We start from the raw sequence: 23,026 nt of genomic DNA on the forward strand, positions 1-23,026 counted from the left end.
TGTAGCCAATATCCGCGCCGGGCGCGCTTCGTGGGAACCGGCCTTTACGGTATAATCCGTTTTTCCCGCGAGCATCTAGCGATGACCAAATATGTATTCGTCACCGGCGGCGTAGTTTCGTCCCTTGGCAAGGGTATTGCCGCCGCCTCTCTCGCCGCGATCCTCGAATCGCGCGGTCTCAAAGTCACTCTCCTCAAGCTCGATCCCTACATCAACGTCGACCCCGGCACGATGAGCCCGTTCCAGCACGGGGAAGTGTTCGTGACGGAAGACGGAGCGGAGACCGACCTCGACCTCGGCCATTACGAGCGCTTCATCAGCACGAAGATGCGCAAGGCCAATAACTTCACCACGGGCCAGATCTACGAATCGGTGATCCGCAAGGAACGCCGCGGCGAGTATCTCGGCAAGACGGTGCAGGTCATTCCGCATATCACCAACGAAATCCAGGCATTCGTGGAGCGCGGCGCCGCTGCGGCGACGTGCGGCCAGCCGGACGTGGCGATCGTGGAAATCGGCGGCACGGTGGGCGACATCGAATCGCTGCCGTTCCTCGAAGCCGCGCGTCAGATGAGCCTGCGCATGGGCCGCAACAGCGCGTGCTTCGTGCACCTCACGCTCGTGCCGTTCATCGCGACGGCGGGTGAACTCAAGACAAAGCCCACGCAGCACAGCGTGCAGAAGCTGCGCGAAATCGGTATCTATCCGAACGTGCTCCTGTGCCGCGCCGACCGCCGCATTCCCGACGACGAGCGCGCCAAGATTTCCATGTTCTCGAACGTGCCCGAAGACGCGGTCATTTCCGTTTGGGACGCGGACAGCATCTACAAGATTCCGCAGATGCTCAACGACCAGCACCTCGACGACATCATCTGTGAAGAGCTGAAGCTCGCGCCGCCGCCGGCCGATCTGGCGATGTGGTCGAACCTCGTCGAGAAGCTCGAAAATCCGAAGCACGAAGTGACCATCGGCATGGTCGGCAAGTACGTCGAGCTCACCGAATCGTACAAGTCGCTGATCGAAGCGCTGCGTCACGCGGCCATCCATACGTCGACGAAGGTCAACATCGAGTACATCGATTCCGAGCAGATCGACGCCGAAGGCACCGACGCACTGAAGCACCTCGACGCCGTGCTGGTGCCGGGCGGTTTCGGCCGTCGCGGCACGGAAGGCAAGATCAAGGCGATCCGCTACGCACGCGAATCGAAGACGCCGTATCTCGGCATCTGCCTCGGCATGCAGCTCGCGGTGATCGAGTTCGCGCGCGATGTCGCCGGTCTCGCCGATGCGAATTCCACCGAGTTCGATCAGGACACGGGCAACCCGGTCGTCGCGCTCATCACGGAGTGGTACGACCGCGCGGGCCGCATCGAAAAGCGCAACGAAGAGTCGGATCTCGGCGGCACCATGCGCCTCGGCTCGCAGAAGTGCCCGATCAAGCCGGGAACGATGGCCGAGCGCATCTACGGCAGCGATGTGAACGAGCGTCATCGTCACCGTTATGAAGTCAATAACCGTTTCGTGCCCCAGCTCGAAGCCGGCGGGCTTATCATCAGCGCCCGTACGCCGAGCGAGGATCTGCCCGAGATGATGGAGTTGCCGCAGTCGCTGCACCCGTGGTTCGTCGGCGTGCAGTTCCACCCCGAATTCACGTCGACGCCGCGCGACGGGCATCCGCTCTTCAAGGCATTCGTCGATGCAGCTCGCGCGCACGCCGAAGGCAATGGCGTGAAGGCGCCGGCGAAAGCCACCGCGGGAGCGCAAGCATGAAGCTGTGTCATTTCGAAGCGGGCCTCGACAAGCCGTTCTTCCTGATCGCGGGCACGTGCGTCGTCGAGTCGGAGCAAATGACCATCGACGTCGCCGGCCGGCTGAAGGAAATCACGCAGAAGCTCGGCATTCCGTTCATCTACAAGTCGTCGTTCGACAAGGCGAACCGCAGTTCGGGCAAGTCGTATCGCGGTCCGGGCATGGACGAAGGCCTGCGCATTCTCGGCGAAGTGAAGAAGCAGCTCGGCGTGCCCGTTCTCACGGACGTGCACACCGAGGAAGAAATCGAAGCGGTCGCATCGGTCGTGGACGTGCTGCAAACGCCCGCGTTCCTATGCCGTCAGACCGACTTCATCCACGCGTGCGCGCGCTCGGGCAAACCGGTCAACATCAAGAAGGGCCAGTTTCTCGCGCCGCACGACATGAAGAACGTGATCGACAAGGCGCGCGACGCCGCGCGTGAAGCGGGTCTGTCGGAAGACCGCTTCATGGCGTGCGAGCGCGGCGTGTCGTTCGGCTATAACAACCTCGTGTCCGACATGCGCTCGCTCGCGATCATGCGCGAAACCAACGCGCCGGTCGTCTTCGATGCCACCCATTCGGTGCAGTTGCCGGGCGGGCAGGGCACGAGCTCAGGCGGTCAGCGCGAATTCGTGCCGGTGCTGGCGCGTGCGGCGGTCGCGACGGGCGTGGCGGGCCTCTTCATGGAGACGCATCCGGACCCGGCCTGCGCGAAGTCCGACGGCCCGAACGCGGTGCCGCTGCATCACATGGAAGCGCTGCTTTCGACGCTCATCACGATCGATCGCGCGGTGAAAAGCGGTTCGTTCCTCGAGAACGACTTCAACTGAGCGTCGGCAGCAAAAAGTAGTACGGCGCGGGCGTCATCATGGGCGCCCGTGTTGCGAGATCAGGCCGTCCGGCGTCATCCGGGCAACGGAGGAGCGTGCAACGCATCGGGGCGGCATCCGCAACCGGCGGATGAGACGCCCGCTCCCCACGAAAGCGATGCGGACCGGATTCGATCCGGTCCCGAAACGACCGCTCTTTGCGCCGGAGCTGAACCCGGCGGTCATCGAATGGGTCTGAGCGAAGCCAGTGAAGCGTGTATCGAAGTGTAAAAACAGGCGGCGCGCTTCGTTGTGACTGACAGAATTCATCGTCATTTCTTGAGGAAACCATGAGTGCTATCGTAGATATCATCGGCCGCGAGATTCTCGATTCGCGAGGCAATCCGACCGTCGAATGCGACGTGTTGCTCGAGTCGGGCACGATGGGCCGCGCGGCGGTGCCTTCGGGCGCATCCACCGGCTCGCGCGAGGCCATCGAATTGCGCGACGGCGAAGCGGGCCGCTACGGCGGCAAGGGCGTGCTTAAGGCCGTCGAACACATCAACACCGAGATTTCCGAAGCCATCATGGGCCTCGACGCCTCGGAACAGGCTTTCCTCGACAAGACCCTGCTCGAACTCGACGGCACCGACAACAAGTCGCGTCTCGGCGCGAACGCGATGCTCGCGGTGTCGATGGCGGTCGCGAAGGCTGCCGCCGAAGAAGCCGGCCTGCCGCTGTACCGCTACTTCGGCGGCTCGGGCGCGATGCAGCTTCCGGTGCCGATGATGAACATCGTCAACGGCGGCGCGCACGCGAACAACAGCCTGGACATCCAGGAATTCATGATCGTCCCGGTGAGCCAGCCGACGTTCCGCGAAGCGCTGCGTTGCGGCGCGGAAGTGTTCCACGCGCTGAAGAAGATCCTGGCCGAGCGCGGCATGAGCACCGCGGTGGGCGACGAAGGCGGCTTCGCGCCGAACTTCGGCAGCAACGACGAGTGCCTGTCGACGATTCTGCAAGCCATCGAGAAGGCCGGTTATCGCGCCGGTGAAGATGTGCTGCTCGCGCTCGACTGCGCGGCGAGCGAGTTCTATCACGACGGCAAGTACCAACTGGCTGGCGAAGGCTTGCAACTGTCGTCGACCGAATTCGCGGATTACCTCGCCACGCTCGCCGACAAGTTCCCGATCGTGTCGATCGAAGACGGCATGCACGAGTCGGACTGGGAAGGCTGGAAGACGCTGACCGACAAGCTCGGCAAGAAGATCCAGCTCGTCGGCGACGATCTCTTCGTCACGAACACGCGCATTCTGAAGGAAGGCATCGAGAAGGGCATCGCGAACTCGATCCTCATCAAGATCAACCAGATCGGCACGCTGACGGAAACCTTCGCGGCGATCGAAATGGCCAAGCGCGCGGGCTACACGGCGGTCATCTCGCACCGCTCGGGCGAGACGGAAGATTCGACCATCGCGGACATCGCGGTCGGCCTGAACGCCGGCCAGATCAAGACCGGCTCGCTGTCGCGCAGCGATCGCATCTCGAAGTACAACCAGTTGCTGCGCATCGAGGAAGATCTCGGCGATATCGCCAGCTACCCGGGCAAGTCGGCGTTTTACAACTTGCGCTAAAGCTTTTGCCGCTTTAGTCGATAAGGACGCTTAGTGGTCTTTGAAGCGTCATCTTTTGAAGCCCGTCGCCCGGGGCAGCTTGCCGCCGGGCGGCGCTTATTTCGGCTACGTGAATGCGGCTCGTAACTGTCGTTCTGGTTCTTTTGCTGGTGCTGATCCAATACCCGCTCTGGTGGGGACATGGCGGCTGGCTGCGCGTGCATGAATTGCAGCAGCAGCTCGCGCAGCAGACGGACAAGAACACGAATCTGAGACTGCGCAACGAGCGCGTCCAGGGCGAAGTGCAGGACCTGCAAAACGGCACCGCCGCCGTGGAAGAGCGCGCGCGCTACGAGATGGGCATGGTGAAGGACAGCGAGGTGTTCGTGCAGTTCGTCTCGCCGAATTCGAACGCGCCCGTCAATTCCGCGAACGTGCCGGGCATGAACGGCTCGACGCGCGGTCAGGTTTCAGCGGCGCCGCTGCGCGTGGTGCCGAATCCCGTGTCGCGCTCGAAGCAGGAGTTGCGCGAGCTGGACAAGAAGGCGCAGAAGGAAAAAGCGGCCGAAGCGAAGAAAAAGCAGCAGGGCGCGGCGCAGTAAGACGCCGGCTGGTTGAGAGAAAAAATGGCGCGGTCACGACCGCGCCATTTTTGTATTTGGCAAACAAAGGTGGATGGCCGCCTCGCCTACCACGAAGTGCCGAATCCGATGCCGGTGCCCCAGTACGGGCCGCCCCAGCCGCCGCTCGAATAGCCGCCGTAGACCGACACCGGCGCGGGCGCGTAGAACTGCGACATCGTCTTCGCGGCGTTGCCAGCCGCGGCTGCCTGCTGCGATTCGTTGAGCGCCTGCTTGTCGATGGCGTTGTAGCGGTCCATCTCCTGCTGCGGCGTGAGCGTCTGTTGCGGCGCAGGCGATGTGTCGGGCAAGCGGCTATAGATCGGCGACGGGCCGGGCGGATCCATCATGCAGCCGGCGACGAGCGCGACCCCGGCCAGACACGGCAGCAATTTCCAGTTGAGTGTTGCGGTTTTCATTTTGCGACCTCCAGCGGGCCAGACATCTGTGCAGGAGTCCCATCATAGCTTGCGGAATCTGTCGTGAGAGCCGGGCCGAAAGCAGGCCGCAAGCGGCGCGCCGTGCTTCGAGCGCCACCGGCGCGCGTGGCGAAACCTCGACTGGACAAGGCTTGCGCGGCGTTTCAGTGGCGCCGGTGCGACGCCGGGCTCACACCTTGTGAGAGTTCGTTTGCGACAAAAAGTTGCGCAACGTCGACGGAGTCGAAGTCATAGCGCTGGTTGCAGAACTCGCAATGCACTTCGACATTGCCGCGCTCCACGATCACGCTGTCGACTTCCTCGCGGCCGAGCATCTTCAGCATGCCGCCGACCTTCTCACGCGAACACGTGCACTGGAAGCGCGCCGCTGCCGGCTCGAAGTGCTGGACGTTTTCTTGCCAGAAAAGGCGCTTGAACACGGTATCCGGCTCTTCCTTCAGCAATTCCTCGTTGGAAAGCGTGCTGCCGAGATGGCAGACGCGCTGCCACGTATCGGCGTCGTGCTCGCCCGGATGCGGAACGATGCCGCCATCGCCCGGCAGCTTCTGCAGCAGCAGGCCGACGGCGCGGTCGGTATCGGCGGCGAGCCACAAGCGTGTGTCGAGCTGCTCGGAGTGATGCATGTAGTGCTCGAGCACTTCGGCCATCGACTTGAGCGCGCCATGCTCGTCCGACAGCGGCACGATGCCCTGATACGGTTGCTGCCCCGGCTTTTTGTCGGAGGGATCGAGCGTGATGACGCAGCGGCCGCGCCCGTGACGGTTCAGCAGGTCCGGCAGCGACATTTCGCTGTCGAGCTCGCTCTCGCCGCCATCGGCCAGCTTCGCCGTGGCGCGCAGCGACAGGTTGGAATTGCACTGCACGACCAGCATCTTCACGGGGCCGTCGCCGTAGATCTGCATGATGAGCGTGCCGTCGAACTTTAGGTTCGCGGACAGCAGCGCGCATGCGGCCATCATTTCGCCGAGCACGTTGCGCACGGCCACGGGATACGAGCGGCGCGCGAGCACTTCCTGCCACGTATGACGCAACGAGACGATCTCGCCGCGCACCGGCGCCGCGTTGAACATGAATTTCTGCAACTGGTCGTTCACAACTCTTCCTTGGGTGTTGAGGCTGCTGCGCCGTCTCGTGCGGCGTCCGTTCAGCCGATACGCACGAGGTGCGCCTTGTAATATTCGCGACGGTCGGCATAACTCGCCGTGGCCGCACGCATGCGGGCGATATCCGCCTCGCCGATTTCCCGCACTGCCTTTGCGGGCGCGCCGAGAATCAGCGTATTGTCCGGAAACACCTTGCCTTCGGTGACGACAGCGCCCGCGCCAACCAGACAGTTGCGGCCGATCACCGCGCCATTCAAGACCACCGCCTGGATTCCGATCAGCGAGCCTTCCTTGATCGTGCAGCCGTGCAGCATTGCCTGATGGCCGACGGTGACATCGCTCTCGATCGTCAGAGGAAAACCCGGATCGGCGTGGAGTACCGCGCCTTCCTGCACGTTGCTGCCGCGTCCGACGACGATCGGCTCGTTGTCGCCGCGCAGCGCCGCGCCGGGCCAGACACTCGCGTTTTCCTCGAGCGTCACCCGGCCGATGATGGTCGCGGTGTCCGCGAGAAACACGCTTTCGTGGATGGTCGGGGCGTCGTCGCCGAGTTTGTAGATGGCCACATTGTCTCCTGAGGCGTGATGTCGTGAAGGTGGGACTACAATGCGCGCCTGCCGGTGAGGCGGCGCACGCGCATTGTTGCGCGTTTTGAGGCGTCCGCCGGGATTACCATTTTAGCTGTTTGCCGTAAGCGTCCGCTGGAACGCAGTGTTCGACGCCCGTTTTCGAGACAGTCCGATGCACGACCTTGTCATTTCCCCGGAAGCCGATGACTGCGCCCGCCGCGCAGCGCTCGCGGTCCTGCGCGAGCGCGATCCCGCGACGAAAGCCGCGCGCGCCCGCGCACTTTTCGATGCGGCGCGCGCCCAGCCGTCGCGGATCGATCCACGAGCCGCGTTCGCGGAACCCGGCGATCTGCCTGGCCGGCCCGAGCGTCCGGCGCTCGTGGAGCCATCGTCGCTGAAGCGTCGCAGCATGCAGTCGGATGCGGGGCGCGCCGTGCTGTTGCACGCGCTCGCGCACATCGAATTCAACGCGATCAATCTCGCGCTCGATGCCGTCTGGCGATTTCCGTCGATGCCGCAGGATTTTTATCTCGACTGGTTGAAGGTGGCGGCGGAGGAGGCGCATCACTTTTCGCTGCTGAGCGCGCGCCTCGCCGATTTCGGCCACGCTTACGGCGACTTCCCGGCGCACGATGGGCTGTGGGACATGGCGCAACGCACGCGCGGCGATGTGCTGGCGCGCATGGCGCTCGTGCCGCGGACACTGGAGGCGCGCGGGCTCGACGCGTCGCCGCCGATCAGAAAGCGTCTCGCGCAGGCGGGCGATCACGCGTCCGCGGCGATCCTCGACGTCATCCTGCGCGATGAAGTCGGCCATGTGTTGATCGGCAATCGCTGGTTCCGGTTTCTGTGCGACGCGCGAAATCTGGACCCGCACACGACTTACGAACGCCTCGCCGCGCAATATCACGCGCCGAAGCTGCGCGGCCCGTTCAATTTCGAAGCACGCCGCGACGCCGGTTTCGACGAAGCCGAACTGCGCGCACTCGCCGGCCTCGACGATGCGAAGTAGGGCAGGTTCTTCGTCGCTATAATCGAACGATCATCCTTTTTTACTTCGAGACGACACCATGAAAGATTCGCGCTCCGAATTCGTCGACGCGCGCGGCGTGCGCCTGCACGTACGCCGCTGGGGCTCGCCCGACGCCCCGATGCTCTTCATGCTGCACGGCTGGATGGATATCGGCGCGTCGTTCCAGTTCGTCGTCGATGCACTCGTGGGCGACTGGCAAGTGCTCGCGCCCGATGCGCGCGGCTTCGGGCTCTCCGACTGGCCGGTCGCGCAGAAGGGCGGCGGCCATTACTACTTTCCCGACTATCTCTCCGATCTCGACGTGCTGTTCGACCATTACGCGCCGGGCGGTCAGGTGAACATCGTCGGCCACAGCATGGGCGCGAATGTCGCGCTGCTGTACGCGGGCGTGCGGCCCGCGCGCGTGCGCCGCGTGGTCGATCTCGAAGGCTTCGGATTGCCGGCGGCGCGCGCGTCGCAATCGCCGGGGCGCATTTCGCAATGGCTCGACGATCTGCGCGCGCCGCCCGCGCTGCGCAGCTACGCGAGCCTCGACGAAGTCGCCGACCGGCTGATCCGCACGAATCCGCGTCTGCCGCTCGCGCGTGCGCGCTATCTCGCGCAACACTGGTCCCGCGAGGAAGCGGATGGGCGCTTCCATCTGCTTGCCGATCCGGCGCACAAATTGCGCGGACCGACGCTGTATCGGCTCGACGAGGTGAGCGCGGCGTGGGCGCGCGTGGCGGCGCCCGTGCTGCACGTCGAGGCGAAGGATTCGCCGACGCTCGCGGCTTTCGCGGGCGAGACGCCCATCGCCGAATTCAAGGCGCGCTTTCAGGCGTTTCCCGACTGGCGCGAGGAAATCGTCGACGAGGCCGGTCACATGATCCATCACGATCAGCCGGAGCGCGTCGCGGCGCTCGTCGAATCGTTCTGCGCGTGAGCGGCGCAGCACGGAACGAAGGAACTACATAATCGGCTTGTCGCGCCGATACAGTTAGAATGTGAGTGAAGCCCGATAAACGACGATGAACGCCGATCTGCATTGCCATTCCACCGTGTCCGACGGACAGTTTGCGCCCGCCGATGTCGCCGCGCGCGCGCACGCGAACGGCGTCACGCTATGGTCGCTGACGGATCACGATCAGCTCGGCGGGCAGGACGAAGCGAAGAAGGCCGCCGAGGCGCTCGGCATGCGCTATCTGCCCGGCGTCGAGATTTCGGTGACGTGGGCGTCGCGCACGGTGCATATCGTCGGCATGAACGTCGATCCGCATAACGATGCGCTGCGCAAGGGGCTCGAATCGACGCGCAACGGGCGCGCGGCGCGCGGCGTGGCGATCGGCGAGGCGCTCGCGGCGGTCGGCATTCCGGATTGCTACGAAGGCGCGCTGCGCTTCACCGACGATCCCGACATGATCTCGCGCACGCACTTCGCGCGGTATCTGGTGGAGGCGGGGTATGCGCAGTCCACGTCGGATGTGTTCGCGCGCTATCTCGGCGACGGCAAGCCGGGTTTCGTCGGGCATTGCTGGGCGAAGCTCGCGGACGCCGTGAAATGGATCAAGGATGCGGGCGGCGAGCCGATCATCGCGCATCCGGGCCGCTACGACTTCACGCCGGTCGAATTCGCCGCGCTCTTCGATGAATTCATCGAGCTCGGCGGCCGGGCCATCGAAGTCGTGACGGGCAGCCATACGCCCGACCAGTACCGCGAATACGCCGATGTCGCGCGCCGCTATGGGTTCGAGGCATCGCGCGGCTCGGACTTCCACGGCGCGGGCGAAGGGCGCGTCGATCTCGGCCTGCTTCCGCCGTTGCCCGACGATCTCACGCCTGTCTGGGAGCGCTGGCTTTAGCGTTCCCGCGGCGCGCGTCTTTCTGCTCGCGCGCACGGTCTTTGCATCACCTGTGATTTTCCGCACGCTCATCGCGCAGGGCGCGCTCGCGCGCGAGACAAGAAGTCGCGCGCCGCTCGGCCCATCGCGATAACGATCGAAACAATAAGGCGTCGCCATGTCTCAATTCTTTCGCATTCATCCGGATAATCCGCAGCCGCGGCTCATCAATCAGGCCGTGCAGATCATCAAGGACGGCGGTCTCGTCGCGTTGCCGACCGATTCGAGCTACGCGCTCGGCTGCCATCTCGACGACAAGGACGCGGTCGAGCGATTGCGACGCGTGCGCGGCATCGACGACAAGCAGTTGCTCTCCCTGCTCGTGCGCGACCTCTCCGAGCTGTCCAATTTCGCCATGGTCGACAACCAGCAGTATCGGCTGATCAAGTCGGTGACGCCTGGGCCTTACGTTTTCGTGCTGCAGGCGACCAAGGAAGTGCCGCGGCGGCTTTCGCATCCGTCGCGCAAGACGATCGGGCTGCGCGTGCCCGATCACGCGATCACGCTCGCGTTGCTGGAGGCGCTCGGCGAACCGCTGCTTGCATCGACGCTGATCCTGCCGCCCGACACCGAGCCGCTCAACGACGCCGAGGAAATCCGCGAACGCCTCGAAAAACAGATCGAACTCGTGATCGATGCCGGCGCGTGTCCGGCGGAGCCGTCCACGGTGATCGATCTTTCTTCGGGGGAGCCAGTGCTCGTGCGCGCGGGGAGAGGCAGTCTCGAACCGTTCGGGCTCACGGCGTAAGCGCCGCGCAGTAGCGCACACGGGCATAAGTCCCGATTAAGCGTTTGCTCACACCATGGGCGAAATAGTGCGCGCCCGGCGCCGCCGTGCGTGTCGGATCCAACCTGCCTGCTTGTTACAATACCGCCCTATGGATGCTTCCCTGATACAGACCATCGCGGTCTACGCGCTTCCCGTGATTTTCGCGATCACGCTGCACGAGGCCGCGCATGGCTACGCCGCGCGACTGCTCGGCGACAACACGGCCTACGTTCTCGGCCGCGTTTCGATGAACCCGATGCGCCACATCGACCCGATCGGCACGATCGTCATTCCGATCGTCCTTTACTTCGTGACGAGCGGTGCGTTCATGTTCGGCTATGCGAAGCCCGTGCCCGTGGCGTTCGGCAACCTGCGCAATCCGCGCTGGGGCAGCCTGTGGGTCGCGGCGGCCGGGCCGGGCAGCAACTTCGCCCAGGCGATCGTCTGGGGCGTGATCTTCGTGCTGCTGCGGGCCTTTCACATCGACGAGCCGTTCTTCACGGGCATGGCTCAGGCGGGCATCAGCGTGAATCTCGTGCTCGGCGTGCTCAATCTCTTTCCGTTGCCGCCGCTCGACGGCGGCCGTGTCGTCATGGCGCTTCTGCCGGTGCGCGCGTCCATCGCGTTTTCGAAGCTCGAGCCGTACGGCTTCTTCATCGTGATGGCGCTCGTCGTGACCGGCGTGCTGACGCGCTTCTGGCTCGGGCCGCTCGTGAACGTCGGCTATACGGCGGTGTCGGCTATCTTGAATCCCCTCGCTTCACTATTCCCATAACATCATGTTCCCTGACCGTATCTTCTCCGGCATGCGGCCCACCGGGTCGCTGCACCTCGGCCACTATCACGGCGTGCTGAAAAACTGGGTGCGGCTGCAGTCCGAATATCCGTGCTTCTTCGCAGTGGTCGACTGGCACGCGCTCACGACGCACTACGAGACGCCCGAGGTCATCGAGAAAAACGTCTGGGAAGTGCTCATCGACTGGCTGGCGTCCGGCATCGACCCGGCACAGGCGACGCTCTTCATCCAGAGCCGCGTGCCCGAGCACGCCGAACTTTCGCTGCTGCTCGGCATGGGCACGCCGCTCGGCTGGCTCGAACGCGTGCCGACCTACAAGGAGCAGATCGAAAAGCTGCGCGAAAAGGATCTGTCGACGTACGGCTTCCTCGGCTATCCGGTGCTGATGGCGGCGGACATCCTGCTGTATCGCGCGTCGCTCGTGCCGGTGGGCGAGGATCAGGTGCCGCACGTGGAAATGACGCGCGAGATCGCGCGCCGCTTCAACTATCTCTATGGCAAGGAGCCGGATTTCGAGGAGAAGGCGCTCGAAGCGGCCAAGAAACTCGGCGGCAAGCGCTCGAAGCTGTATCACGAGCTGCGCGTCGCGTATCAGCAGGAAGGCGACGACGAAGCGCTCGAACAAGCGCGCGCGATGCTGCAGGAATCGCAAAGCCTGTCGATGAGCGATCGCGAGCGTCTGTTCGGCTATCTCGAAGGCGCGCGCAAGATCATTCTGGTCGAGCCGCAGGTTCTCCTGACCGAAGCGTCGCGCATGCCGGGCCTCGACGGCCAGAAGATGTCGAAGTCGTACGGCAACACCATCGGCTTGCGTGAGGACGCGGCGACCATCGAGCAGAAAGTCCGCAAGATGCCGACCGACCCGGCGCGCGTGCGCCGCACCGATCCGGGCGATCCCGACAAGTGTCCGGTGTGGCAACTGCATCAGGTCTACACCGACGAAAACACGCACGAATGGGTGCAGAAGGGCTGCCGCAGCGCGGGCATCGGCTGTCTGGAGTGCAAGCAGCCGGTGATCGAAGGCATTCTGCGCGAGCAGCAGCCGATGCTGGAACGCGCGCAGAAGTACATGGACGATCCGTCGCTGTTGCGCGCGATCGTCGCGGACGGCTGCGACAAGGCGCGCAAGTTCGCGACCGAAACGATGCGCGACGTGCGCGAGGCCATGGGGCTGTCTTACAACTGATGGAAAGCGCGATCAGTCCGTGGGTCGCGCGCTGGGCGCATCTCGTCGCGCCCGGCGGCGCGGTCCTCGACGTCGCCGCGGGCAGCGGGCGCCACGCGCGCTGGTTCGCGGCGCGCGGTTTTTCCGTGCTGGCGGTCGATCGTGACGCGGACGCGCTCGCGTCGATGGCGGCGCTCGAAGGCATCGAAACGCTTGCCGCCGATCTGGAAAACGGCGCGCCGTGGCCGCTTTCGGACGATCGAAAGTTCGATGCCGTCGTCGTCACCAACTATCTGCATCGGCCGCTGTTCGGGCACTTCATCGACGCGCTCGCGCCCGGCGGCGTGCTGATCTACGAAACGTTCGCGGCGGGCAACGGCAGTATCGGCAAGCCGTCGAATCCGGCGTTTCTGCTCGAACCCGGCGAACTGCTCGAAGCGGTGCGAGGGCGACTGCGCGTGATCGGCTACGAAGACGGGTTCGTCGATGACCCGCGCCCTGCCTACGTGCAGCGAATCTGTGCGGTTCGCGCATCGCAGTCAGCGGAAAACCCACTCACGATTAGTAACATACCCCCGGGTCCGCCACGTTACGCGCTCGGCGGCTAATCCGCTACAATCGCGTAATATCGCTTTTTGCGATTAAATTCACGATTAAATTCATAGAGTTTCATGACAAACGGAACACACGGCGGCATCCAGATCCGCGGCAGTATCCCTGCCATCGTCACACCGATGCACGAGGACGGTAGTCTCGATCTGCCGGCGTTTCGAAAACTGATCGACTGGCACGTCGAACAAGGCTCGAACGGACTCGTCGTGGTCGGCACCAGTGGCGAGTCGGCCACTTTGTCGGTCGAAGAACACATCCTGATGATCCAGACGGCCGTCGAGCACACGGCCAAGCGCTTTCCGATCATCGCGGGCGCGGGCGGCAATTCGACCGCCGAAGCCATCGAGCTCTCGAAGCAGGCCAAAAAGGTTGGCGCCGACGCCACGCTGCAAGTCGTTCCGTATTACAACAAGCCGACGCAGGAAGGCATGTATCGCCATTTCAAGGCGATCGCCGAAGCCGTCGATCTGCCGGTGCTGCTCTACAACGTGCCGGGCCGCACCGTTGCCGACATGAGCAACGAAACGATCCTGCGCCTCGCGGACGTGCCGGGCATCATCGGCGTCAAGGAAGCGACGGGCAACATCGATCGCGCTGCGCATCTGATCAAGCACGCGCCGGCGCATTTCAGCATCTTCAGCGGCGACGATCCCACGGCGATCGCGCTCATGCTGCTCGGCGGACACGGCAACATCTCGGTGACGGCCAACGTCGCGCCGAAGGAAATGAGCCAGCTCTGCCGCGCCGCGATCGAAGGCGATGCGATCACCGCGCGCCGCATCCATCTGAAGCTGCTGTCGCTGCACAAGCAACTCTTCTGCGAATCGAATCCGATTCCGGCCAAATGGGCGCTGCAGGCGCTCGGCCGCATGGAAGGCGGCATCCGGCTGCCGCTCACGCCGCTCGACGCGCGCTATCACGACGTGGTGCGTGGCGCGTTGCGCGACGCCGGGCTCCTCGCCTGATCGCATGGGGCGGCGCGCCGAGTCACAAGGAATCGAAAGCCGCGCCGCCGCACGTGATCGAAATGAACCACACCTTCAGTCATCAACCGCCGCTCATTGGCCTCGACATTGGCCTCGCTGAGCCGCTCGCCTAGAGCGGGTTCGGCGCGAGGCAATGCGCATCAGCAGCAAAGAAGGACCTCATGAAACGTTCCGCTCTTCTTACTCGTGCCAAACGCCTGGGCGTGCTGTCGCTCGGCGCCGGTGCGGTCTTCGCGCTCGCGGGTTGCGACACGCTCAACGACTGGCTCGCGCCGGATCGCGTCAACTACAAGGCTGCTGAAACCGCACCCTCGCTGGCCGTTCCGTCCGACCTGACCACGGCCGACATCAGCCAGCGTTATGCCGCGCCGCCCAAGATCAACTCGCTCGGCGGCGCCGCGGAGCGAGCGGTCACGCCGGCCGGCAACGCGACGCTCGGCGTGCCGAACGCGCAGGATCCGTTCGGCATGCACATCGAAAGCGATGGCGATCACCGCTGGCTCGTCGTCGATGGCCGTTCGCCGGACCAGGTCTGGGGACCGCTGAAGGAGTTCTGGGAAGAGAACGGCTTCACGCTCAAGACCGATGCCCCGCAGACGGGCATCATGGCGACGGACTGGGCCGAAAACCGCGCGAACATTCCGAACGACTGGTTCAGGAACAGCGTGGGCAAGCTGCTCGACTTCGCGTACTCGTCGGGTACGCGCGACATGTTCCGCACGCAGGTCGATCGCGCATCCGATGGCTCGACCGACATCTCCGTCACGCACAGCGCGATGGAAGAAGTGCTGACGGGGCAGGACAAGACGTCGTCGCGCTGGGAGGCGCGTCCGCGTAATCCGCAGCTCGAAGCCGCGGTGCTCACGAAGCTGATGCAGAAGTTCGGCCTGACCGAAAAGCAGTCGCAGCAGTTGATGGCGCAAGCGCATCCGATCGGCGCGAAGGTCGCGGTCGACCCGAGCGCGGGCGGCTCCACGCTCGATCTCGCCGAGCCGTTCGATCGCGCCTGGCTGCGTGTGGGCCTCGCGCTCGATCGCACCAACTTCACGGTCGACAATCGCGATCGCGACAAGGGCATCTATTACGTCCATTTTTCGGACTCCATGGCGGAGCTGAAGAAGGATGGCCTCTTCGGCAAGTTCTTCTCGAGCAACACGCCGAAGCCGACGCGCCAGTTCCTCGTCAACGTGAGGCCGAAGGCCGACTCGGTCACGCAAGTCGGCGTCGTCGATGCGAACGGCCAGCCGGACACGTCGTCCGATGCGCAGCGCATCGTTTCCTTGCTGCACGCGCAGTTGAACTAACGACATCCTGAAGTGAAGACATCGTGAGATTCGCCAGTCTCGGCAGCGGCAGCGAGGGCAATGCATTGCTCGTCGAGGCATCGAGCGGTACGACGACGACGCGCGTGCTGCTCGATTGCGGATTCTCCGGCAAGGAGGTCGAGCGCCGTCTCGCGCGTCTGAACTGCCGTGCCGAAGATCTCGACGCCATCGTCATCACGCATGAGCACACGGACCATATCGGCAGCGCGCTGACGCTGGCGCGCCGCTGGTCGATTCCGCTGTACATGAGCTGGGGCACGGCGCGCGCCATCGGCGCCGATGAAGCCAAGGTCGAATTGAACGTGCTATGGGGCGATGAAAGCGTCGCCATCGGCGATCTGAGCGTGCTGCCGTACACCGTGCCTCACGATGCGCGTGAGCCGCTGCAATACGTGTTCTCCGACGGCGCGAGCCGGCTCGGCGTGTTGACGGATGTCGGCGTGTCGACGCCGCATATCACGAGCGTGCTGAGCGGCTGCGACGCGCTCGTGCTCGAATCCAATCACGATGTCGAGATGCTTGCCGCGAGCCGCTATCCGCCGATGCTCAAGGCGCGTATTGGCGGCACGCATGGACACCTGAATAACGAAGCGGCGGCGGCCATTCTCGCGTCGCTGGATCGCTCCAAGCTGCGCCATCTCGTGGCCGCGCATCTGAGTCAGCAAAACAATCTGCCGCACCTCGCGCAGGCGGCGCTTGCGTCCGTGTTGGGCGCGAGTGCGGTGGACGTCGTCGTCGCGACTCAGGCGGAAGGCTTCGACTGGCTCACGCTCTGAATCGAAGACGCCTTGCGCGCCGACCGACGCCGCAAGCAGATACAAAAGCAGATACAAAAAAACCGGCCCAAGGGCCGGTTTTTTCGTTGGCAGACCGCATGAAGCGGCCTGCGGCGTAGCGCTAGCCTTACTGGCTTGCGCCCGATGCCGGAGCGGCAGCCGAAGCGGCAGCGTCCGAAGCTGCGCCAGCAGCCGAAGCTGCGTCGCTTGCAGCGGCCGAAGCGCTCGATGCAGCAGCGTTTGCGTCCGAAGCAGCAGCAGCCGGAGCCGAAGCAGCCGACGTATCGCTTGCAGCGCTCGGAGCAGCCGTTTCGCTAGACTTGTTGCATGCAGCCAGAGCAACAGCAGCCAACAGGGATGCTACGAGGAGGGATTTCTTCATGATCACGTCCTTTTATGGTTAAAGGTAAGCAACAGCGCAAAGTACCGGTAATGTGTGCTCCAACACCGACCTGGGCCGCTGTGGAGACTCACAATTCTTTTTTATGTGAGACTTCCTACGGCTTGGCCGGAAATTATAGGCACTTTCGTAACGACCGTCGATAAATCAGGGGACGATACGTTGTCTTTCTCATACAAATTTTCATATTGCGGAACAGCAAATTTCTAGCATCTGCTGTATTCCGTGAAATCCTGTAAAGGCACGCCCGTCAAGGCAAAGCGCCCAAAAGAATCCAGCCCGCACGATACCATTCGTGTAGCAGCGCTGTCATTGTCGATTCGTCTGTAAGTGTTACAAAGCGTTTCGCCTCCAGAGACCGAGTATCGGCCAATTCAGGGAGCCACTTTTTCAGCTTCGACGACAAGACTTCCGCTTCGCCATTTACGAAATAAGAACGGGCGTTGTAGAGCAAACTGGTCTTTCTATCCAGCCTGACGCCTGTCTTTTTCGCTCGTTCTACAAATTTTTGCTCATTCAGCGCACGGTCGGGTGCATCGAACACGACGTTCGCTTTCGGCTCGCTCAGATAAGTACCCAGAAACTCCGCGATGTCCTTTTCGTTCCAGTTCACGTTCGCAAGTATCGCGCCAACGCGGTCGATCAGCAGCGCGGGCAGCGCCGCCGGATTCGACACCGGCTCCTGCGCCGGATCGCGATACCGCGCGTTGCCGCGAGCACCCTCCGATGCTTCACCGGCGCGCTCGGCGAGGTGATAGAGGAACTGAGCCGTGAGCTCGTGCGACGAGGGCGCGCGAAAGCCTATCGATGCCGTCATGCATTCGCCCTCGGCGATGCCGTCGTGTGCGATATGCGGCGGCAGATAAAGCATGTCGCCCGGCTCCAGCACCCATTCTTCCTCGGGCTCGAAGTGCTGTAAAACTTTCAACGGCAGTCCGGGTTTTAGCGAAAGGTCGCGCTGCGCGCCGATTCGCCAGCGCCGCTTGCCATGGACCTGAAGCAAGAACACGTCGTAAGAGTCGAAGTGCGGTCCGACGCCGCCGCCATCGGTCGCATAGGAGATCATCAGATCGTCGAGGCGCGCGTCCGGAATGAAGCGGAACCGGTTCATCAGCGCGTGTGCGCGGTCGTGATGCAGGTTCACGCCTTGCACGAGCAGCGTCCATTCACGCTTTTTGACCGATGGCAATTCGTCGGGCGCGAACGGTCCGTGCTCCAGATTCCACGCATTGCGAAAATGCGTGATGAGCCGTGCCTCGACGTCGTCGAGATCGGCAAGTTCGAACAGTTCGTCGCGTGCGAGCGGCGCCGCGATATCGGGAATCGCCTGCCGGATCAAGAGCGGTTTCTTCTGCCAGTAACGCCGCATGAACTGTCGCGGCGTACGGTTGCCCAACAGCGGTGTGAGTTCGTCCGGCAAAGGCGCGCGGGCATGCTCGGGAAGGCCGGAAACGGGGGACGGTGTTGCGTATGAGGGCCGCTTGGGCATCGTATAATCGAGGCTTGTATCTTGGAGGATCCAATGAAAATTGCGAAAGACACTGTCGTTTCGGTCGCTTACAAGCTATCGGATGCGCAAGGCAATCTGATCGAGGAGAGCGACGAGCCGATGGTCTATCTGCACGGCGGCTATGATGGCACGTTCCCCAAGATCGAGGAAGCGCTCGACGGTCACGAGGCGGGCTATGAAACGCTCATTCAACTCGAGCCGCAGGATGCATTCGGCGAGTACGATCCCGAGCTCGTGAAGGTCGAAGAGCGCAGCCGTTTTCCGGAGCCGCTGGAAGTCGGCATGCAGTTCGAAGGCACGCCCGAAGACGGCGATGACGATATCGACTCGCTCATCTACACCGTGACCGACGTCGCCGAAGACAAAGTGGTGCTCGACGGCAATCATCCGCTCGCCGGCATGGCGCTGCGTTTCGCGCTGTCGGTGCAGGAAGTGCGCACGGCGACGGACGACGAAATCGAACATCAACACGCGCACGGCGCGGACGGCCTGCATGTCGTCGATGACGACGAAGACGATGACGACGCACCGCCCAAGGACGCAGGTCCGACGCTGCACTGAGCGCGTCGGCCGATGAAGAAAGCGCAGCTACGGCTGCGCTTTTTTATTGCCCGTTCGTCGCGCCGGTCCCGTTCTGCACGCCCGACGCGGGCACGGGATAGATCGGCGGCAACGACTGCGGCGGCGTGAGGATCGGCGGCAGGTCGGATGCCGGCAGGGGCATCGACGGCGGCGCCGGCAGCGACTCGGGCAGGTCGTTACGCGGCAACGCGGGCGGCGCTGATGCGGGCATCGTCGGCTGAGGCGCGGGGTAGGGCGCGGGGTAAGGAGCCGGGTAGGATGCAGCTGGCGTCTCTGGTGGCGCGACCGGTTCACGCGTGCGCGTGTCCTTCACATTCACATTCACATCGCGCACGCGCAGACGAAACGGCGGATGCCACTGAGCATCGCTCTGCACTTCGAGCCATTGCGATTGCGGCTTCTTGAACGCAATCGCGACGCGCGTGAGATTCGTAACGATCAAGCCCTTGTCGTTGCGCAAAGGTTGATCGATGTGAAAGCCGTTCGGCTCGGGCGCATCCGTGCCGTGAATCACGATCACGGGCCCGCGAAAACTTTCGGCCGCTTTCACGAGGCTGCGTTTCAATTCGAGAAAGCCATCGCGCGGCTGGTTCGTGCGCGAGAAGCGCAGCCACGCGAAGCGCTCGCGCCGTTCGTAGCGCGAAAAATCGGGATCGCCCTGCAACAGGATGACGAGCGCGCGCATCTCGGAACGTCGCGCCGATTCCGCCGCGTGTTCGAGCCAGAATGTTGTCGCGACGGCGCGATCCTCGAACTCGCCGTTGCGCCCGCCCGCGGTCAGATAGTGATTGTTCGGACTCGGTGCATTCAGCCCGATGAACGCGACGCCTTGCGCCTGCCAGCGCACGATTTCCCGGAAGGTCCGAAAACGCGCGACATCGCTTTCGCGCGAGAGCGTAAGCGGGTTCTGCCCGAGCGACCCGGCATCGGCGAAAAAGAGCTGGCGCACGAAGTCGAGCCGCTCGACCGGATCGTAGGCACCCGCATGCGCGAGTCCGCAATCCGCCCAGTCGTGCTGGCCGAGCAGCAGCACGAGCGGCGTGCGCGACGCGTCGAGCAGATCGTGCCGCGACTGATAGACGCTGTCGCGGCACGGTTCGGCGCCGTCCTTCAAATTGCCGTCGTAGACGATGAACGCGATGTTGGGGTCGCGCCCGATCGCGTCGAGCATGCGGCGCACGGGCGCTTCGTCGGCGGGGCGGGAAATGGCGCCGGACAGAACCGCGAAGCCGAGCGGCGCGCTGCCCTCGGCGCGCGCCTGCGCGATCGTGCCGCACGCGAGTGCGGCGCCGATCGCCATGACGCGCGTCAAACGTGTCGCGGCACGCCCAACGCGCGAAGTGTCACGCTCAACGCGAGGCATCCGGCGCAAGCTTCGCCAGTTCATGCAGTTCGTAGAGCAGATCGAGCGCCTCACGCGGCCGCAGATCGTTCGGATCGAGCGCGCGCAGTTTTTCCATCACCGGATGTTCGGGCGCTTCCTTCGCTGGCGCTTCATCTTCATAAGGCGTGTAAGGCTGGCTCGCGAACAGGTCGAATTGCGCGGCGGGCTGGCTGATCGACTGCTGCTCCAAATGGACGAGATGCTTGCGCGCCGCGCGGATCACGGCGCCTGGCACGCCGGCGAGCTGCGCGACCTGCAGACCGTAGCTCTGATTGGCCGGACCTTCGCTCACCGCGTGCAGGAACACGATGCCGTGATCGTGCTCCACCGCCGACAGATGCACGTTGGCCGCCTGCGCAAATTCCGCGGGCAACTGCGTGAGCTCGAAGTAATGCGTGGCGAAGAGCGTGTAGCAGGCGTTGTGCGTGAGCAGATGCCGCGCGATCGCCCATGCGAGCGCGAGGCCGTCGAAGGTCGACGTGCCGCGTCCGATCTCATCCATCAAGACAAGGCTCGACGCGGTCGCGTCGTTGAGAATCGCCGCTGCCTCCGTCATCTCGACCATGAAGGTCGAACGTCCGCCCGCGAGATCGTCGGCGGCGCCGATGCGCGTGAAGATGCGATCCAGCGCGCCGAAACGCGCGCGCTTTGCGGGCACGTAACTGCCGACGTGCGCCATCAGCGCGATCAGCGCGGTCTGACGCATGAAGGTCGATTTACCGCCCATATTCGGGCCGGTGATGAGCAACAGCTTGCGGTCCTGGCTGAGACAACAGTCGTTGGCGATGAACTGCTCGACCTGCGCCTCGACGACGGGATGCCGGCCCTGTTCGATATCGATGCCCGCGTCGGCGCTGAATTCCGGTGCGACCCAGTCGAGCGCGCGGGCGCGTTCGGCAAACGCGCACAGCAGATCGAGTTCCGCGAGCGCGCTTGCGACGCGCTGACAATCCGCGATGAAGGGCAACAGGTTCTGCAAGAGCGCGTCGTACAGCGCGCGTTCGCGGGCGAGGGCGCGTTCCTGCGCGGAAAGCGCCTTGTCTTCGAACGCCTTCAGTTCGGGCGTAATGTAGCGCTCGGCGTTCTTGAGCGTCTGACGGCGGCGATAGTCGTCGGGCACCTTGTCGGTCTGCCCGCGCGTGACCTCGATATAGAAGCCGTGCACCTTGTTGTACTCGACACGCAGATTCGCGATGCCGGTGCGCGTGCGCTCGCGCGCTTCGAGATCGATCAGGAACTGATCGCAGTTCTCCGAAATATCGCGCAATTCGTCGAGATCGGGATCGTAGCCGCGCGCGATCACACCGCCGTCGCGAATCAGCGCGGCGGGTTCCGCTGCGATGGCGTTCGTCAGCAGATCGAGACATTCGTGCGGCGGTTCAAGCCCGGCGTCGATGCGCTCGAGCGCCGGCGCATGCGTGGCGACTGCGGCGACGAGGGCGCGCAGATCGGGCAGCGCGGCGAAGGTATCGCGCAGGCTCGACAGATCACGCGGACGCGCCGACAGCAACGCGAGACGGCCCGTGATGCGCTCGATGTCCGAAATCTTGCGTAGCGCGCCGCGCAGCGTGTCGAGGCCGCCGCTCGTGGGCGCGTCGAGCACTGCGCCGATCGCCTGCTGGCGCGCCTGAGCGATCGACGCATCGCGCGGCGGATGATGCAGCCAGTGGCGCAACAGGCGGCTGCCCATCGTCGTACAGCAAGTGTCGAGCAGCGAGAACAGCGTCGGCGATTCGGTGCCGCGCAGTGTTTCGGTGAGTTCGAGATTGCGTCGCGTGGCCGGATCGAGCCCGATGTACTCCGATTCGTATTCGACTTTCAGACTGCGCACGTGGCGCAACTGCTGGCCTTGCGTGGCGGCGGCATAGAGCAGCAGCGCGCCGGCCGCACCGCACGCGCAGGTGAGCGTTTGCGCGCCGAAACCGTCGAGGCTCGCGACATCGAGTTGCTCTCGCAAGCGCTGCGTGCCCGAGCCGACGTCGAAGTGCCACGCCGGCACGCGCGTGGTCGCGCCGGGATGCGTCACGCCGAGCGACGCCTGAACGTCGGTGATCGAATCGGCGATGAGCGTTTCCGCCGGACGAATGCGCTCGAGCGCCGCGCTGACCTGATTCGGCGCGACTTCCGCGAGACGCAATGCGCCGCTCGCGAGATTGAGCCACGCGAGGCCGACGCTCGTCACCACGCCGCGACGGTTGTGCGCGGGGCAGAGCGCCAGCAGATAGACATCGCTCTTATCGGAGAGCAGGGCTGCGTCGGTGAGCGTGCCCGGTGTGACGACGCGCACGACCTTGCGCTCGACCGGACCTTTAGATGTCGCCGGATCGCCGATCTGCTCGCAGATCGCCACCGATTCGCCCAGCTTCACGAGCTTCGCGAGATATTGTTCGCATGCGTGATGCGGCACGCCCGCCATCCTGATCGGATTGCCGCCCGATGCGCCGCGCTGTGTGAGCGTGAGATCGAGCAGACGCGCGGCTTTCTCGGCGTCGTCGAAGAAAAGCTCGTAGAAATCGCCCATCCGGTAGAAAACGAGCGTGCCGGGATGCTCCGCCTTGATGCGCAGATACTGCTGCATCATCGGCGTGTGCTGCGACAGGTCCGCGAGCGGCGCGGCGGTGTCTGGTGAGGTGTCGGGAGTTGCCGTTTGAGTGCCCATCTTGCGTGCTTTGAAGGCCAGAATGACTAAACGGCCGGGCGCGACGTGCGCTGGCCGTCGTTCAGCCGATAGAGCAGGAGTTTAACCTGTCGCGAGATGACGGCGAGTCGGCCGAATGGCCAACGAGATGTGTCTAGTCGATATGCATTGCCCACGCGAACGCCGCCGCCGGCACGGACGCGATGCCGTGCCGGCGGCGATTTCCGA

Annotated in this window: 22 protein-coding genes; 15 read left to right on the forward strand and 7 right to left on the reverse strand. The window is 63.9% G+C overall.

Going from position 1 to position 23,026, the window contains the following annotated elements:
- Window positions 1-81 precede the first annotated feature (81 nt).
- The 4 genes from BG60_RS23080 to ftsB all read left to right on the forward strand — a co-directional run bounded on the left by BG60_RS23080 (window position 82) and on the right by ftsB (window position 4,815).
- Entirely contained in the window at window positions 82-1,770 is a 1,689-nt protein-coding gene (locus BG60_RS23080; protein ID WP_008341880.1) for a CTP synthase, read from the forward strand.
- Entirely contained in the window at window positions 1,767-2,621 is an 855-nt protein-coding gene (gene kdsA, locus BG60_RS23085; RefSeq protein ID WP_008341878.1) for a 3-deoxy-8-phosphooctulonate synthase, read from the forward strand. Before BG60_RS23080 ends, kdsA begins: the two co-directional genes overlap by 4 nt.
- Window positions 2,622-2,950: 329 nt before the next feature.
- Entirely contained in the window at window positions 2,951-4,234 is a 1,284-nt protein-coding gene (gene eno, locus BG60_RS23090; RefSeq protein ID WP_008341877.1) for a phosphopyruvate hydratase, read from the forward strand.
- Between the two features lie 113 nt (window positions 4,235-4,347).
- The gene (ftsB, locus tag BG60_RS23095; RefSeq protein ID WP_008341875.1) at window positions 4,348-4,815 is read left to right on the forward strand and encodes a cell division protein FtsB; all 468 of its coding nucleotides are present in this window, start codon (window positions 4,348-4,350) and stop codon (window positions 4,813-4,815) included.
- A gap of 86 nt (window positions 4,816-4,901) precedes the next feature.
- On the opposite strand, the gene BG60_RS23100 is transcribed toward ftsB, so the two are convergent.
- The 3 genes from BG60_RS23100 to BG60_RS23110 all read right to left on the reverse strand — a co-directional run bounded on the left by BG60_RS23100 (window position 4,902) and on the right by BG60_RS23110 (window position 6,942).
- Complete coding sequence (locus BG60_RS23100) at window positions 4,902-5,252, reverse strand: hypothetical protein (RefSeq protein ID WP_008341874.1); 351 nt, start codon at window positions 5,250-5,252, stop codon at window positions 4,902-4,904.
- A 164-nt stretch (window positions 5,253-5,416) separates the two neighbouring features.
- Complete coding sequence (hslO, locus tag BG60_RS23105; protein WP_034473062.1) at window positions 5,417-6,367, reverse strand: Hsp33 family molecular chaperone HslO; 951 nt, start codon at window positions 6,365-6,367, stop codon at window positions 5,417-5,419.
- A gap of 50 nt (window positions 6,368-6,417) precedes the next feature.
- Window positions 6,418-6,942, reverse strand: a complete 525-nt coding sequence (locus tag BG60_RS23110; protein WP_008341871.1) for a gamma carbonic anhydrase family protein — start codon at window positions 6,940-6,942, stop codon at window positions 6,418-6,420.
- A 175-nt stretch (window positions 6,943-7,117) separates the two neighbouring features.
- Between BG60_RS23110 and BG60_RS23115 the strand changes: the two genes are divergently transcribed.
- The 10 genes from BG60_RS23115 (at window position 7,118) to BG60_RS23160 (ending at window position 16,284) form a co-directional block, all read left to right on the forward strand.
- Window positions 7,118-7,957, forward strand: coding sequence for a ferritin-like domain-containing protein (locus BG60_RS23115; RefSeq protein WP_034473064.1), 840 nt, complete (start codon window positions 7,118-7,120; stop codon window positions 7,955-7,957).
- Between the two features lie 58 nt (window positions 7,958-8,015).
- On the forward strand, window positions 8,016-8,900 hold the full coding sequence (locus BG60_RS23120) for an alpha/beta fold hydrolase (protein WP_034473065.1): 885 nt from the start codon (window positions 8,016-8,018) through the stop codon (window positions 8,898-8,900).
- An 85-nt stretch (window positions 8,901-8,985) separates the two neighbouring features.
- Window positions 8,986-9,816 (forward strand): 3',5'-nucleoside bisphosphate phosphatase, encoded by an 831-nt coding sequence (locus BG60_RS23125; RefSeq protein WP_008341867.1) that lies wholly within the window; start codon window positions 8,986-8,988, stop codon window positions 9,814-9,816.
- Between the two features lie 157 nt (window positions 9,817-9,973).
- Window positions 9,974-10,603 carry an L-threonylcarbamoyladenylate synthase gene (locus BG60_RS23130; RefSeq protein WP_008341865.1) on the forward strand — a complete coding sequence of 210 codons (630 nt, stop codon included), beginning with the start codon at window positions 9,974-9,976 and terminating at the stop codon, window positions 10,601-10,603.
- A 130-nt stretch (window positions 10,604-10,733) separates the two neighbouring features.
- Entirely contained in the window at window positions 10,734-11,399 is a 666-nt protein-coding gene (locus BG60_RS23135) for a site-2 protease family protein (RefSeq protein ID WP_008341863.1), read from the forward strand.
- A 4-nt stretch (window positions 11,400-11,403) separates the two neighbouring features.
- Window positions 11,404-12,606: a tryptophan--tRNA ligase gene (locus BG60_RS23140; RefSeq protein WP_008341861.1), complete on the forward strand. Its 1,203-nt coding sequence runs from the start codon at window positions 11,404-11,406 to the stop codon at window positions 12,604-12,606.
- Window positions 12,606-13,193: a class I SAM-dependent methyltransferase gene (locus tag BG60_RS23145; RefSeq protein WP_034473067.1), complete on the forward strand. Its 588-nt coding sequence runs from the start codon at window positions 12,606-12,608 to the stop codon at window positions 13,191-13,193. The genes BG60_RS23140 and BG60_RS23145 overlap by 1 nt, the downstream gene beginning before the upstream one ends.
- 63 nt (window positions 13,194-13,256) lie before the next feature.
- Window positions 13,257-14,162 carry a 4-hydroxy-tetrahydrodipicolinate synthase gene (dapA, locus tag BG60_RS23150; protein WP_008341856.1) on the forward strand — a complete coding sequence of 302 codons (906 nt, stop codon included), beginning with the start codon at window positions 13,257-13,259 and terminating at the stop codon, window positions 14,160-14,162.
- Between the two features lie 182 nt (window positions 14,163-14,344).
- Window positions 14,345-15,487, forward strand: coding sequence for an outer membrane protein assembly factor BamC (gene bamC, locus BG60_RS23155; RefSeq protein ID WP_034473069.1), 1,143 nt, complete (start codon window positions 14,345-14,347; stop codon window positions 15,485-15,487).
- Window positions 15,488-15,510: 23 nt separating this feature from the next.
- Window positions 15,511-16,284 carry an MBL fold metallo-hydrolase gene (locus tag BG60_RS23160; protein WP_008341854.1) on the forward strand — a complete coding sequence of 258 codons (774 nt, stop codon included), beginning with the start codon at window positions 15,511-15,513 and terminating at the stop codon, window positions 16,282-16,284.
- Window positions 16,285-16,411: 127 nt separating this feature from the next.
- On the opposite strand, the gene BG60_RS39660 is transcribed toward BG60_RS23160, so the two are convergent.
- Window positions 16,412-16,666, reverse strand: coding sequence for a hypothetical protein (locus BG60_RS39660; RefSeq protein WP_074168913.1), 255 nt, complete (start codon window positions 16,664-16,666; stop codon window positions 16,412-16,414).
- 268 nt (window positions 16,667-16,934) lie between these two features.
- Window positions 16,935-18,173, reverse strand: a complete 1,239-nt coding sequence (locus BG60_RS23165) for a cupin domain-containing protein (RefSeq protein WP_034473071.1) — start codon at window positions 18,171-18,173, stop codon at window positions 16,935-16,937.
- Between the two features lie 33 nt (window positions 18,174-18,206).
- Between BG60_RS23165 and BG60_RS23170 the strand changes: the two genes are divergently transcribed.
- On the forward strand, window positions 18,207-18,755 hold the full coding sequence (locus tag BG60_RS23170) for an FKBP-type peptidyl-prolyl cis-trans isomerase (protein ID WP_008341850.1): 549 nt from the start codon (window positions 18,207-18,209) through the stop codon (window positions 18,753-18,755).
- 43 nt (window positions 18,756-18,798) lie between these two features.
- Here BG60_RS23170 and BG60_RS23175 read toward each other — a convergent pair whose 3' ends face one another.
- Together BG60_RS23175 and mutS are read right to left on the reverse strand one after the other, a co-directional pair.
- Window positions 18,799-20,076, reverse strand: coding sequence for a hypothetical protein (locus tag BG60_RS23175; RefSeq protein WP_034473072.1), 1,278 nt, complete (start codon window positions 20,074-20,076; stop codon window positions 18,799-18,801).
- 49 nt (window positions 20,077-20,125) lie between these two features.
- On the reverse strand, window positions 20,126-22,819 hold the full coding sequence (mutS, locus tag BG60_RS23180) for a DNA mismatch repair protein MutS (protein ID WP_034473073.1): 2,694 nt from the start codon (window positions 22,817-22,819) through the stop codon (window positions 20,126-20,128).
- Window positions 22,820-23,026: the final 207 nt, after the last annotated feature.

The sequence above is a fragment of the Caballeronia zhejiangensis genome, assembly GCF_000698575.1.
GTDB lineage: Bacteria > Pseudomonadota > Gammaproteobacteria > Burkholderiales > Burkholderiaceae > Caballeronia > Caballeronia zhejiangensis.